This window comes from Candidatus Benthicola sp., from assembly GCF_058719085.1.
This window is the reverse complement of record NZ_JBZQEK010000084.1, coordinates 1-13,469: the sequence shown is the minus strand read 5'-3', so window position 1 is coordinate 13,469 and position 13,469 is coordinate 1. Positions and strand designations below refer to the sequence as shown.

Sequence of the window (13,469 nt, the reverse complement as noted above, 5' to 3'; positions counted from 1 at the left end):
CGCGACCCAGGCACGCGAGCCAGTCCGCGACGGGGGGCCCGGACGTTCGGTGAACCGAGAAGTCGCAGTAGTGGCACCGTTGGATGCAGAACGGAAAATGTACGTAGAGGCTCACCGGAGGCGCGATGCCGACCGGCGAACTCGGAAAGGGCGCGGGGGTCGGTGGCTCCTTCAACGGTCGACGCGCTCGAATCGCTGACCGGGAAGCGATCGCACGACGCCCGAGATCTCCAGGCGGCCAAGCTCCGCGAGGGTCTCGGACACCGGACGTCCCGTCGCCCGGGCCAACGCCTCCACCCGGGCCGGTCCCCCGGACAGCAAGGACTGGAGGGTTTCCGGAACCGGGCCCGGATTCGTCCTCGCTCCCCCCGCGGGCAGGACCTGCCCGAACAGCGTCGGCTGGCCCCATTCGGCTCGCGGGTCCGCCGGCCACGCCTCCTCAGGAAGCGAGGCCACGACGTCCGCCGCCGTTTCGACCAGACCGGCTCCGTCGCGCAACAGGAGGTGCACCCCCCGCGAGCCGGGCTGATCGGCCGGCCCGGGGACCGCGAGAACCTCGCGTCCCAGCTCGAGCGCCATCCCGGCCGTGATCAGGGCTCCGCTCCGCTCCCCCGCCTGGACGACGACCACGGCGCGGCTCAGACCGGCGATGATTCGGTTTCGCTCCGGGAAGTGAAACTTCAGGGGCGGTTCGGTCGGTTCATACTCGCTGAGCAGGAGCCCGGAGGCGGAGATCTGTTCGCGCAGGGCCCGGTTCCGCACCGGGTAGCCGTGATCGATTCCGCACCCGAGCACGGCGATCGTGCGCCCCCGGGCGGCCAGGGCTCCACGGTGTGCGGCCGAATCGATGCCGCGGGCCAGCCCGCTCACGATCGTCCAGCCAAGGGCGGCGAGGTCGAAGGCGAGATCGTGGGCCATTCTTCGGCCGTATTCCGTCGCCCTCCGGGTTCCTACGATCGCGATCGTGCGGGGGTCGCCGAGAGTGACGGGACCCCGGGCCCACAGGAGCTCGGGCGGTACGGCGAGGTGCGTGAGGCAGCCCGGATACTCCGGATCGCTCCGGCGAATCCGACGTGTCCGTGCCGGGCCGGGACCTCGGCTCCGGGAGTGGCCGCTCAGGGCCGCCACTCCTCCAGCTCCGGAAAGGCGTCTTCCTCTCCCCCGGGAGCTTCACGGGCCTTCTCATCCGACACGCGCTTCCACAGAGCCTCGAGGAAGGGGGTCAGGCCTTCGCCGCTCACGGCCGAGATCACGAACTGCGCCCAGGCCTCGGGTGCGTCGATGTCCCAGTCCCGCTCGTCCGCCGGGCTGAGATCCGCTTTGCTCACCACGACGCAGTGGGGAATCTGATCCAGGGCCGCATCATGAGACAGCAGTTCGGTGCGGAGCAGATCGTACGTCGCCTGCAGGTCCTCGGAATCCGAAGGGACCACGAGCGCCAGGGTGCGCGTCCGCTCGATGTGCCGGAGGAATTGCGTGCCGAGACCCTTCCCCTCCGCCGCGCCCTCGATGATACCGGGGATGTCCGCGATGACGAGCGACCGTCCGTCGGACAGCCCGACGACGCCCAGGTTGGGCTCGAGCGTCGTAAAAGGGTACTCGGCGATCTTGGGCCGAGCCGCGGACACGGAGGCCAGCAGCGTGCTCTTTCCGGCGTTCGGTTCGCCCACCAGGCCGACGTCGGCGATCAGCTTCAACTCGAGCTCGATCCGGCGTTCCTCTCCCCACTCGCCGGGTTCCCACTCCCGGGGTGTCTGGTGGGTGGAGGTGGCATACGAGGCGTTGCCCCGGCCGCCACGACCTCCCCTCGCCACCACCAGCCGGTCCCCGGACTCCAGTAGCTCCCCGATGCGCTCGCCCGTGTCGGCATCCTTCACCACCGTCCCGAGCGGCACGGGGAGCTCGAGATCATCTCCGTCGGCGCCGGTCCGGTTCGAACCTTCACCGTGTCCGGCGCGACCGGCGGCGTAGTGTTCCCGGTAGCTGTAATCGAGCAGGGTCGAGAGCTGCGAATCGGCCACGAGCACGACGTCACCGCCTCGCCCGCCGTTGCCGCCGGCCGGCCCCCCGCGCGGAACGCCCTTCTCGCGGCGGAACGCGACCGCTCCGGCCCCGCCCGCACCTCCCTTGACCCGGATCCGGGCAAGGTCGATGAACATCAGGTGGACCTCGAACGCTCGGGGACCATCGAGCCGGGAGTCCCGCCTCGACGGGCGCGCACACGGGCCCACAGGGATCGGGCGTCCCGCCGCCAGCCCTCATCCGATGCGCAGGCCAGTCCAGCTTCGAGCGCGTGGTCGACGCTGGCCTCCGCACAGCCCGCGCTCAGGGCGCCGCGCAGGTGCGAGTGCAGCTGAGGCTCCCAGGCGGTGGCCGCGAGGATCGAGACGATACACAGCTCCCGAGTCGGCAGGTCGAGACCCTCCCGTCCGAGGACCTTGCCGTAGCCTTCTCGTATCATCCACTCGTCCATCGCGGGGTGCACCCTTCGCACGTTGCCTCGCAGCTTGTCGTAGGCGCGTCCGTAGACCGTTCGGCACACGGCCTGCCCGCGCCGCTCCCAGTCCGCGCCGCGCTCCGAATCGGGCTCCGGCGAGGGCGGCAGCCCGGAGACGTCCCTCCACTCCGCGAGGGCCGTCAGGGCGGCAGGAAAGCCCAGGAACAGGTAGCTCTGAAGAAGGGCCTCCTCGACGGCCCGAGCCGGGGCGACTTCCCGAGCCTCCCTGAGCGCGGCTCGCCGGCGCTCCGGATCACCGGCCGCCACCGCGGCGGACAGGACCACCAGCGCCTGCACCGCATCTCCCATCCGGCCCCCCGGCTCGTCAGTCACCGATCAGTCCGGCCCTCACCCGGCCCACTTCGGCGCCGAGCGTGTTGAGCAGCACCGACTCCCGCACGTCTGCCAGCCTCTCCATCTCCTCCTCGCGCAGCACACCGGCCTTGGCCAGGAGCGCGACGGTCGCCGGCCCGACCGCACGGATCGCCCCGTCCTCCACCTTCACGGCGGCTCCCCAGTCCTCGTCGACCGCGGCCACGCAGAGGACGCCCTCCGCCCCCTCCTTCGCGAGCAGTCGGCCGCCCGTCGCCTCCATGATCTGCAGCGGCACGCGGCCCGGCGACGACGTAAGCTCCGGGAAGCGCGTCATCGCGCTGACAACCGCGCTCGCGGGAGCCTCGCCCTTTCGCGCCCGGCGCACCAGGCGGGAGTAGGCTCTCGCCATCTCGTGCAGCGGCATCCGCGGGGTCGGGACGCCGCAGCCGTCCAGTGCCCAGTGATGGTCCACCGGCTCGTGATCCATCCAGAGCCCGAGCGCCACCCGGATGCGCTCCTGGACCGGATGTTCGAGCGACTCGTATCCCTCGATGGGCCACCCGTGATGGAGGGCGAGCGCGAGCATACCCGCATGCTTGCCGGAACAGTTGTTGTGCAGGCGTCCGGGCAGCCGGCCCGCGCATCCCAGCACCTGCGCCGTGTCGCGATCGAAGGGGGCGTGCGGCCCGCAGTGCAGATCGTCCTCGCTGAGACCGAGTCGCCGGAGCATGGCAGCCACCCGCTCGGTGTGCTGGCGCATGCCTCCATGGGAAGCGCAGATCACGGCGAGGTCCGCCGCGTCGAATCCGAACGCCTCGACCACGCCGTCTTCCAGCAACGGAATCGCCTGAAAGGGCTTCATGGCCGAGCGCCAGTAGGTCAGGATCTCGGGATCCCCCGCACACAGTTCCTCCCGACCGGCCGCGCTGCACACCACGCCCTGCACCCGGTGCGAGGACTCGACCGCACGGCCTCGCGTCACCTCCACCCGCATGTCGATGGGTCTCAGGATCGACCTCCGGTCAGCAGCAGTCCGCCGCGGGAACGGCGAGGGGATATTCGTTCGCCTGCCAGGACCGCATGTGCCCCTCCAGGTCGAACAGCTGTCCGAAACCCGCCTCGGCGAGAGCCTCCTCCGCCACACCGGCTCGCCTTCCCGACCGGCAGTAGACCACGATCTCGCGGTCCCGGAAAGCGTTCAGGCTGTCCAGGTACGCCGGGATGACATCGTACGGGATGTTGATCGCCCCTGGAATGTGACCGTCGGCATACTCCTCGGGACTCCGGACGTCGAGGATGACGGGTTCGGCGTCCGTTCCCAGACGCTCGACGAGGTCAGCCGCCGCAATCACGCCCGGGTTCGAAGCGACCGCCTCGGATCCGGTACCCGCAACCACCGGCGGCGGATTCGACGCATCCTCCGTTCCGGCCCCCGGCCGGTCTCCCGAGCACCCGATGGCGAGACCTGCGCCGCAGACGACCGTCACGAACCAGCCCATCGCTCTTGATCTCAAACTCGTCCCCTTCCTTCGGTATGGCGCGAACCCGGTGGCCCACGCCGCTATCCTTCGCCCCGCGCTGCGGGCCGGGCGGCATGATGGCATCGGCGTCTCCCCGCGAGAAGACCGGCCGAAAATCTCCATCCGGACCGATGTCCCGTCAAACGGACTCGCGATCGGGCGCCCGAGTGTAGTATAGACAGTAAGGGGTCCGACCCGTGGGCCCCGCACGCTCGAGAGGAGAAGATCGGATGCCCGTGTGGACGGAGCTCGCCCTGCAGGGATTCGCCGTGGTGGCGGCAGGCGCCTGGGTGTTGTGGCTCGTCAGCCTCGTCCGGGAGGATGCCTCGATCGCGGACCGCTTCTGGGGCATCGGCTTCATCGTCCTCGCCGGCTGGTACGCGTCCCGCGGGGGTGGTTGGGCCAGCCGCTCGATCCTGCTGCTCGGTCTGACGACCGTATGGGGTCTGAGACTCTCCCTGCACATTCACTTCCGGAACCGTGGGAAGCCGGAGGACCCGAGGTACGCCCGCTGGCGGGACGAGGGCGGCAGCGCCTGGTGGTGGCAGAGTCTCTTCAAGGTCTTCCTGTTCCAGGCCCTGATCCTGTGGATCGTCGGCGCACCTTTGCTCGCCGGACTGGCCAGCCAGACGCCGGACCACTTCACCGTCCTCGACGGCATCGGAAGCGTGCTCTGGATGGTCGGCTTCGTCTTCGAGACGGTGGGCGACGCGCAGCTCGAGGCCTTCAAGCGGGATCCGGCGAACCGGAATCGAGTGCTGTCGTCCGGCCTCTGGCGTTACACCCGGCACCCGAACTATTTCGGCGATGCGCTGGTGTGGTGGGGCCTCTTCACGATCGCCGCCTCGACCCCGGCCGGTCCGTGGACCGTGTTCGGCCCCGCGCTGATGACCTTCCTGCTGGCGCGGATATCCGGCGTGCCGATGCTCGAGTCGAGGTTGAGAGAGACCCGTCCCGGCTACGCGGAATACGTCGAGCGGACGAGCGCCTTCGTCCCGTGGCCGCCGAAGAAGAGCGACTGACTCCGGGGTGCCGGACTCCCGTCTGGCGCCGGAGGAGGGGGCGCCGAACCGATCGAGGGCGCGCGCGCGCCCGAGTTCCGCGGCGATTTGCCTTGCCAACCGCGGATCGATCGTACATAATGGGCTTATCTGAGGTTTTGTTGAGTTCATCCCTACCCAACAGGAGACGTAGCGTGACCAAACAGGAATTTGCGGACAAGCTGGCCGGCAAGTGCGATCTCTCCAAGGCCAAGGCGATGGAAGTCATCGATTGCATCTTCTCGACCAAGCCGCGCGAGGGGATCATCGCCACGCAGCTGGATGCCGGAAACGACGTGACGATCACGGGATTCGGCACGTTCAAGACGCGCCGTACGAAGGCTCGCAAGGGCCGGAACCCGCAGACGGGCGCGGAAATCATGATCGCCGCGCGCAACAGCGTCTCCTTCCGTGCGGGTAAGGGCCTGAAGGATCGCGTCCGGGAGTAACACCCCCCAGGAACGCTCCAACAGGCGGGGGTGATGAACCTCCGATGACGAAAGCCCCCGGGGCTGGAGACGATCCAGCTCGGGGGCTTCTGTCTGCGATATCGACGCTACCACCCCGAAGCGCCGGCTCCGGGGCCTGCCAGGGCTCGGTCAGCTCCCTCCGCCCGGCGCCCCGTCTGCGGTGACGTCCTCTGCGCCCGCGGCCTTCCGAACCCGGTCGGCGGTCGCCACCCGGAACAGCTCATCCTGCGTGTCGACCGCCCGAAGCAGGCGGACCGCCTCGAGGACCGGCGGGCTGTCCGACTCGAACCGGATGAACATGTCGAGATCGCCGAAGGCCGAGTTCGCGATCTGCGCCTCCAGATACCGGTCGATCCGGGACTGCACGCGGTCGAAGAGGTCCCGGTCGAGCTCGAGACCTTCGATGGCCGTGATCTGCTCGTAGAACTGCTCGCGCATGGCCGGGGTCACGACGAAGTCGGGCTGGATGCCCGGGTGAGCGCTCGTCCATTCCACCCCAAATCGAAACGCGAGCTGGTTGAGCGAGTATCCGGCCCGGCCGACGGCGCGTTCCAGTTCCCTCTCGTCCACGGTCGTGGTGTCGGGCACGATCACGTCCGGCGTGATGCCCCCGCCACCGTAGACGACCCTGCCGTCATCCGTGTAGAAGACCTCCCGGTCCGCGGTGTCCGCCACGACACCGCGCATCGCCGAGACCTGGGCCGTCACCGCCAGCGCGAGGTCGTCTTCCGTGCCATGGGCGACCGTTCGACTGATCGACCGGCCGCTCGGCGTGTACCAGCCCGCGGTCGTCAGCTTCAGGTGATTCCCCCCGGGCAGCGAATAAACGGTCTGGACCGAGCCCTTTCCGAAGGTCGGAGTTCCGATGATGAGCGCCCGGTCGTGATCCTGAAGGGCCCCCGCGACGATCTCGGAGGCGCTGGCGCTCGCCGGGTTCACGAGCACCACGATCGGCAGACCGGGAAACGCCTCGTCGGTCGGAGCGCCGAACGTGAAGTTCTGGTCCTCGACCCGCGACCGGGTCTCCACGATCCCCGCCCCGCGCGGCAGGAAGAGATCCGTCACCGCCACGCCCTGGTCCAGCAAACCACCGGGGTTCCAGCGGAGATCCAGAATCAGCCCCTCGGCTCCCTGCGCCTGAAGCTCGCGGATCGCGGCATCCAGCTCGTCCCTGGCGTCACGACTGAACTGATCGAGGTCGACGAAGCCGATGCGGTCGTCGATCATGAAGCTCCGCACCGTCTCCACGTGGATCTCGTCCCGCACGATGGTGAAATCGAGAGGCGACTCGGCGCCCGGCCGGCCGATCGAGATCGAGACCGGTGTGCCCTTCGGCCCACGAAGACGCTCCACCGCCTGCGTGTCGTCCCAGTCCCTGGCCGACGTTCCCTCGACCCCGACGATTCGGTCTCCCGTCATCAGTCCGGCCCGCTCAGCCGGCGAGTTGGCGATCACGCCCATGACGGTGATCCACTCCCCCACCTTCTGGATGCGGATTCCGAGCCCCGCGTAGTCTCCCTCGATCGAGAGCTGGAGATCATCCGCTTCTTCGGCCCCGATGAACACCGAATAGGGGTCTCCAAGCTCCGAGAGCATCCCGTCGATCGCCATCCGGTAGAGCTCCGGCGTGTCGATCTCCTCGACGTAACGCTCCGAGACGAGCCGCTGCACTTCGTCGAACAGGCGAGCCCGGTACACGGTGCTCTCCTGGGCCCCCACGCCCTGCTCCAGCAGCCAGCCGCCCGACCCCAGCGCGACCACCGTGACGACGATCGCCGGGATCCAGCTCCGCTTCCTCTTCATCGCTCTATCCACCACTCGCTCAACTCTCCGGTCCCTCGACGTTCTCGTCCTCTGCCGGCCGGTTCTGTTCCGCCACCGTCAGCAGCTGCTCGGGGGTCTCCGCCCCGGAAAGCAACCGAACGGCCTCCCTCACCTGTCGACTCCTCTCCACGGCGCGCCGCAGTCCGGCATCCTCCCCGAACGCCGCCGTCGCCAGCTGCCGACTGAGCTGGAAGTCGACCAGCTCACCCGCGGCGTCCACCAGCTCGGAATCGAGCGACTCGCCCGTGCGCTCCTCGAGGTAGTCGAGGAACTGCCTCCGCATCGCAGGGGTGACCACGAAGTCTTCCGCGAGCTCGGGGTGATCCCGGTGATACTGGATCGCGAACCGGAAGGCGAGGTCGGTGAAGGCCACGTCCGAGTCCATGAGCACCTGTCTCAGGTCCTGCTCCGCCGTAGTCAACGTGTCGGGCATCACGGTGAGATCCGGCACGATCCCACCCCCTCCATACACCACCCGGCCCGATTCCGTACGGAAGGTCTGCAGATCCGCCGTGTCCGCGATCACCGCGATGCCGCGATCGGCGACGAACCCGTCCGTGGCCGTCATACCCAGCTGAACGGCTTCGGACACGGCATCGTTGAACTCGTCGGAGCCGAGGGCGAACACGTCCTCCCCTTCGCCTCTCGACCGGTGGATGGACCGTCCCGAGGGCGTATACCAGGTTCCCGTGGTGAGGCGCAGGTAGTTGCCGCCCGGGAGGGGATACACGCTCTGCATGACTCCCTTGCCGAAGGTGCGCGTCCCGAGGACGACCGCGCGGTCGTGGTCCTGCAAGGCCCCCGCGACGATCTCGGAGGCGCTCGCCGACCAGGCGTTGACCAGCACCACGATGGGAAGCTCCGGATACCGATCCGGTCCCGGCGACGTGAAGGTGTAGCTGTCTCTGGGGTCCCGGGCGCGCGTGTCCACGACCATCTCGCCCGCGTCGAGAAACAGGTCGGAGATCTCGACCGCCTCTCGCAGGATGCCGCCCTGGTTGTAGCGGAGATCCAGGACGATCGACCGCGCTCCTCGAGCCAGAAGATCGTTGATCGCCGCCTGCAGCTCCGAGGTGGAGGCGCGGCTGAAAGTCTGGAGGTAGACGTACCCCACGTCGTCCTCGAGCAGCAGGGACTGGGTGGCGACGATGTGGACGTCGGCGCGCACGATCGAAAGACGCAGCAATTCGGGCTCGCCGGCCCGCCGGATCCCCACCTCGACCGGCTCTCCCTTCGGCCCGCGGAGAGCCGTCACCGCTTCCGTCTGCGTCCAGCCCGCGGTGGGCTCACCGTCGACCTCGACGATCTGGTCGTTCGGGCGGATGTCCAGCTCGGAAGACGGACTGTTCGGAATGATGCTGAGCACCGTGATCCCGTCCTCTTCGGCCAGGATCCGCATGCCCACGCCCCCGTAGCTGTTCGACAACAGGGCGGTCGTCTGGTTCTCTGCGCGTATGAACGCCGCATACGGGTCGCCCAGCTCCTGCAGCAGCCCGTCGATGGCCATGTCGTAGAGGTCCTGGGGTGAAACCTCCTCCACGTAGTAATCGGAAACGCGCCGCACCACCGTGTCCAGCAGGGCGGCGGAGGCCGAGCCCCCGTCCGCCTCCTGCAACAACCAGCCGCCGCTCACCAGCGTCACGAACACCGCCGTGAGCGGGACCGTCCAGGTCCCCCTCAACCTCATCGATCCTCCACGCTATGGGTCGCCCGGCCCGGCCGGGCTGCCACTCCCGCTCCACTTTGAAACTCGGACCGTGGCAAAAGGTTTCACCCCCCGCGAGGGAAGCGCTCCGGCCAGCGGCCAGAAAGCTCCTGCCACAATCGCTCCTGCACCTCGTCCACGGATCCGTCGCTCACGATCCGGATGACGCCCGGCTCGGATTCCGCGAGCGTGTCGTATGCCTCCGCAACCGCCCGGTGGAAGCGCTCGTGCTCGCGTTCCATGCGATCGGCGACACCGCTCTTTCGGGCCCGGCCCACCTCCGGATCCAGTGCGAGAAGAACGGTGCCATCCGGCTTGAGGCCGCCCGTCGCGAACGCGTTCATCTCGCGGACCCTGTCCAGCCCCAGGCCTCGAGCCAGTCCCTGGTAGGCATACGTGGACAGTTCGAATCGGTCTGCCAGCACGAGCTCTCCTCGGTCGAGTGCCGGTCCCACCACCCTTCGCACGAACTCCGCGCGAGAGGCCAGATACAGCAGCAACTCGGTCTCTGCGCTGATCGCCAGCCGCGGGTCGAGCACGATCTGGCGGATCCTCTCGCCGGCCGGCGTCCCGCCCGGTTCGCGGACGAGCAGGTACGCCACGCCGAGCCGGTCGAGCCGCTCCGTGAGGCGGCGCAGGTGCGTCGACTTGCCCGCCCCTTCGCCCCCTTCGAAGGCGATGAACAATCCGCCTGTGTCTCTTCCCGCGCCGCTCGTGCTCAAGACCTCACGCTCGATCTCCGGATGTGGAATCGGCGCCTCCTGGCGCCGATTCTCCTCTGATCGCCGGCGATGTGCACGCCGGGCCTGCCCGCTCCGCCGCTCGAGAGTCAGTCCTCGTAGTACTCGGTGCCGAGGTGGGTGATCTGATCCTCGCCCGCCATCCAGCGGATCGTGTTTTTCAGCTTCATCTGCTGGATGAAGATGTCGTGCTCGGGGTAGAGCCCCTCGGCGACCTGCGGGGCCTTCAGGTAGAAGGACAGCCACTCCTGGATGCCCGACAAGCCGGCGCGCGCCGCCAGATCCATGAAGAGCGCCAGGTCGAGCACGATCGGTGCGGCCAGGATCGAGTCACGACACAGGAAGTCGATCTTGATCTGCATGGGATAGCCCATCCAGCCGAAGATGTCGATGTTGTCCCAGCCCTCCTTGTTGTCGCCGCGCGGAGGGTAGTAGTTGATCCGCACCTTGTGGTACATGTTCGAATACAGGTCCGGATACATCTGGGGCTGCAGGATGTACTCGAGTGCGCCCAGCTTCGACTCTTCCTTCGTCTTGAAGCTCTCGGGGTCGTCGAGCACCTCGCCGTCCCGGTTGCCCAGGATGTTGGTCGAAAACCAGCCGTTGAGGCCGAGCATGCGGACCTTCAGCCCCGGCGCCAGGATCGTCTTCATGAGCGTCTGGCCGGTCTTGAAGTCCTTCCCGGCGATCGGCACCCCGTTCCGAGCCGCCAGCTCGACCATCGCGGGGATGTCGACCGTCAGGTTGGGGGCTCCGTTGGCGAACGGGACCCCCTCCTGGAGCGCCGCGTAGGCGTAGATCATCGACGGTGCGATGGCGGGGTGATTGTCCCGCATCGCCTGCTCGAGCGACTCCACCGTCTGGTGGACCGGATCGGGCTTCAGGAAGATCTCGGTCGACGCCGCCCAGACCATGCTGAGCCTCGCGCAGCCGTTCTCCTCCTTGAACCGACGAATGTCGGCGCGGATCTGCTCGGCCAGGTCGAGCTTGTTGTCTCCGCTCTTCACGTTGCTGCCGTCGAGCTTCTTCACGTACGTCTTGTCGAACACGGCCGGCATCGGCCGAATCGACTTCAGGAAGTCGGCCACCGGCTCCAGATCCTCCGGTCGCAGTACCCCGCAGGTACGGGCGGACTCGTACGCATCGTCCGGGATCGGGTCCCAGGCCCCGAACACCACATCGTCGAGTCCGGCCAGCGGCACGAGGTCCTTGATCAGCGGGGTACGATTCTCCGTCCGCTTGCCCAGCCGGATCGTCGCCATCTGCGTCAGCGATCCGATCGGCTTCGCGAGGCCGCGCCGGATCGATTCGACGCCCGCGATCGTCGTCGTCGAGACGGCCCCGAGACCCACCAGCAGGATGCCCAGCCGTCCTTCGGCCGGGGCGATGTCCAGTCCACCCTTCTGTTCGCTCATGATAGATTCCAGTTCAGGTAAGTATATCTAAACATCTTCCCTGTCTATCTTTCGCCGAAGCCAATCCGGCATCTTCCACACCGCCTTGCCGACGGCGACGCCCTCGGGGCGTGTGTTCTGGTAGACCCACAGAATGCGCTGCAGAACCGTCAGGTTGGTGGTGATGGCCAGCACCCACAGCACCACCCGCAGCACGGCTCCATTTCCCTGCTCGCCGAAGATCAGCGCCGCGGCCCCGATGAGGATCACGCGTTCGGCCCGCTGCATGAGACCCACCGAACAGTCGATGCCGAGCGCCTCGGCCCGGGCCCGGGTGTAGCTGATCATGAGCGACCCGGCCATGGCGAGGATCACGACGTAGATCATCACGACGTTGTTGGGGTCCGGCCGGAAGTCGTTGTACAGGGACAGAAGCCCGATGTACACGATGATCTCGGACAGTCGGTCGAGCGTCGAATCGTAGAAGGCGCCGAACGGGGAGGCGAGTCCCGTCCGCCGGGCGACGGTGCCATCGAACAGGTCGAAGATGCCGCCGAGCAGGATCAGCGCGCCCGCGGTCCGCACCGCGTGTGTGTGGAAGAAATAGCCCGATGAGCAGGTGATGAGGAAGCCGAGGGTGCTCAGCGTGTTCGGGTGCACTCGTGCCCCGACCATCCAGTTGATCACCGGGTCGACCGCCGTCCGTAGCCCCTTCTCGAGGGCCGCCCTGAGGCTCTTCATGAAGGCAGGATGATCCTGGACTGTTCCCCCATCTTGACGCCTTCGGCGATCGATCGATTCACCTTCTCCATCAGCTTGTCGAAGTTCGCCTGGGCCGAGATCAGGGACTGGTATCGCACGCTCGACTGCATCTCTTCACTCAACCGGCCCAGGTCGTCGCGAAGATCTTCGGGCGGCTCTTCTTCGCGCTCCAGGAAACCGATCAGCTTCTCCTGCAGCTCGCGGATTCGGTCCAGCCGGTCCTTCGCTTCCTCATCGGCGTCGATGTCCCGCATGGCCGATCGCAGGTAGGCGTATTCGGGGGTCTGAGAGATCAGTCGACCCACCTCGGAGGCTCGTTCGAAGATTCGCTCCCGGTCCGGCTGTTCCGTTTCCATGTCACCCCGCTATGGCTCTCTTGAAAGCTGGCCCGGCCGCGGTGCCGCGCTCCAGCCGCACAACATAACCCGGGCGTCCCGCCGTCGCGACGGACGCGCTCCCCCGTCAGGGGGCCGTCAGGTCAGTGCCACGACGAACCGCTCCCGACCGGTGAGGTCCTCCCGGACGATCACGACGCTCCAGCCCCCGGCCTCCTCCAGCATTCCCTGCACGGCGGCGCCCTGGCCAGGGCCTACCTCGAGGAACAGTCCCCCTCCGGGCCGTAGATGTGACCGCGCGCCGAGGGCGATCTCGCGCACCACGTCGAGGCCGTCGCGACCGCCGGACAACGCCTCGCGGGGGTCATGATCCCGGACTTCCGTCGGAAGTGACGCGATCTCGTGCTCGGCGACGTACGGCGGATTCGACACCACCAGGTCGAAGGCCTCCGACGCCCCCACGCCTTCCCACGGAGACGCGGAGACGGATCGAAGTTCGATGCGGTCCTCGAGGCCCAGTCGCCTGGCGTTCTCGCCGGCAAGCTCGAGCGCCCGGGCCGAGATGTCCAGCGCCACCGCACGTTCGACGACGCCTTCCTCGAGGAGGGACAGGGCGATCGCCCCGCCGCCCGTTCCGATGTCCAGCGCAGTGCCGATGTGGGGCCGGTCCGAGGGCCGTGCGACCCTGCGCACGCCAGGGGCGGATCCGGCGCCCGACGCCCAGTCCACGACCTCCTGAACGAGCTGCTCGGTTTCCGGTCGCGGAACGAGGGCCCGGTCGTCACACAGGAGCACGAGGTCCCGGAAGGCCACGGTTCCCTCCAGGTGCTGCAAGGGCACCCCGGCCAGTCGGCGGCGGGAGAGACT

At 67.9% G+C, this 13,469-nt stretch carries 14 protein-coding genes; 2 read left to right on the top strand and 12 right to left on the bottom strand.

The genetic code is table 11. The features are described from left to right. Nucleotides 1-171: 171 nt before the first annotated feature. From dprA to AC36XV_RS06340, 5 genes are read right to left on the bottom strand one after another with little or no spacing between them, the layout of a single operon-like run. The gene (gene dprA / locus AC36XV_RS06360; RefSeq protein WP_492202839.1) at nucleotides 172-1,128 is read right to left on the bottom strand and encodes a DNA-processing protein DprA; all 957 of its coding nucleotides are present in this window, start codon (nucleotides 1,126-1,128) and stop codon (nucleotides 172-174) included. Further along, complete coding sequence (obgE, locus tag AC36XV_RS06355; RefSeq protein ID WP_492202840.1) at nucleotides 1,116-2,162, bottom strand: GTPase ObgE; 1,047 nt, start codon at nucleotides 2,160-2,162, stop codon at nucleotides 1,116-1,118. The genes dprA and obgE overlap by 13 nt, the downstream gene beginning before the upstream one ends. Continuing rightward, complete coding sequence (locus AC36XV_RS06350; protein ID WP_492202838.1) at nucleotides 2,159-2,830, bottom strand: carboxymuconolactone decarboxylase family protein; 672 nt, start codon at nucleotides 2,828-2,830, stop codon at nucleotides 2,159-2,161. Before AC36XV_RS06350 ends, obgE begins: the two co-directional genes overlap by 4 nt. Next, the gene (locus AC36XV_RS06345) at nucleotides 2,823-3,806 is read right to left on the bottom strand and encodes an asparaginase (RefSeq protein ID WP_492202837.1); all 984 of its coding nucleotides are present in this window, start codon (nucleotides 3,804-3,806) and stop codon (nucleotides 2,823-2,825) included. The genes AC36XV_RS06350 and AC36XV_RS06345 overlap by 8 nt, the downstream gene beginning before the upstream one ends. A 28-nt stretch (nucleotides 3,807-3,834) precedes the next feature. After that, complete coding sequence (locus tag AC36XV_RS06340; RefSeq protein WP_492202836.1) at nucleotides 3,835-4,326, bottom strand: rhodanese-like domain-containing protein; 492 nt, start codon at nucleotides 4,324-4,326, stop codon at nucleotides 3,835-3,837. 236 nt (nucleotides 4,327-4,562) lie between these two features. On the opposite strand from AC36XV_RS06340, the gene AC36XV_RS06335 reads away from it, so the two are divergent. Continuing rightward, the gene (locus AC36XV_RS06335; RefSeq protein ID WP_492202835.1) at nucleotides 4,563-5,354 is read left to right on the top strand and encodes a DUF1295 domain-containing protein; all 792 of its coding nucleotides are present in this window, start codon (nucleotides 4,563-4,565) and stop codon (nucleotides 5,352-5,354) included. Between the two features lie 173 nt (nucleotides 5,355-5,527). Further along, entirely contained in the window at nucleotides 5,528-5,821 is a 294-nt protein-coding gene (locus AC36XV_RS06330; protein WP_492202834.1) for an HU family DNA-binding protein, read from the top strand. A 150-nt stretch (nucleotides 5,822-5,971) separates the two neighbouring features. Here the strand turns inward: AC36XV_RS06330 and AC36XV_RS06325 are convergent, their stop codons facing one another. The 7 genes from AC36XV_RS06325 to AC36XV_RS06295 all read right to left on the bottom strand — a co-directional run. Then, nucleotides 5,972-7,645, bottom strand: a complete 1,674-nt coding sequence (locus AC36XV_RS06325) for a S41 family peptidase (protein WP_492202833.1) — start codon at nucleotides 7,643-7,645, stop codon at nucleotides 5,972-5,974. A gap of 19 nt (nucleotides 7,646-7,664) precedes the next feature. After that, nucleotides 7,665-9,353: a S41 family peptidase gene (locus AC36XV_RS06320; protein WP_492202832.1), complete on the bottom strand. Its 1,689-nt coding sequence runs from the start codon at nucleotides 9,351-9,353 to the stop codon at nucleotides 7,665-7,667. A gap of 83 nt (nucleotides 9,354-9,436) precedes the next feature. Continuing rightward, nucleotides 9,437-10,057 carry a dTMP kinase gene (gene tmk, locus AC36XV_RS06315; RefSeq protein ID WP_492202831.1) on the bottom strand — a complete coding sequence of 207 codons (621 nt, stop codon included), beginning with the start codon at nucleotides 10,055-10,057 and terminating at the stop codon, nucleotides 9,437-9,439. Nucleotides 10,058-10,200: 143 nt separating this feature from the next. Beyond that, nucleotides 10,201-11,526 carry an inositol-3-phosphate synthase gene (locus AC36XV_RS06310; RefSeq protein ID WP_492202830.1) on the bottom strand — a complete coding sequence of 442 codons (1,326 nt, stop codon included), beginning with the start codon at nucleotides 11,524-11,526 and terminating at the stop codon, nucleotides 10,201-10,203. A gap of 27 nt (nucleotides 11,527-11,553) precedes the next feature. Further along, nucleotides 11,554-12,246 (bottom strand): CDP-alcohol phosphatidyltransferase family protein, encoded by a 693-nt coding sequence (locus tag AC36XV_RS06305; protein WP_492202829.1) that lies wholly within the window; start codon nucleotides 12,244-12,246, stop codon nucleotides 11,554-11,556. After that, nucleotides 12,243-12,623: a YlbF/YmcA family competence regulator gene (locus AC36XV_RS06300; RefSeq protein WP_492202828.1), complete on the bottom strand. Its 381-nt coding sequence runs from the start codon at nucleotides 12,621-12,623 to the stop codon at nucleotides 12,243-12,245. The genes AC36XV_RS06305 and AC36XV_RS06300 overlap by 4 nt, the downstream gene beginning before the upstream one ends. Before the next feature lie 117 nt (nucleotides 12,624-12,740). After that, the coding region (locus tag AC36XV_RS06295) for a N5-glutamine methyltransferase family protein (RefSeq protein WP_492202827.1) at nucleotides 12,741-13,469 on the bottom strand (729 nt) is incomplete at its 5' end.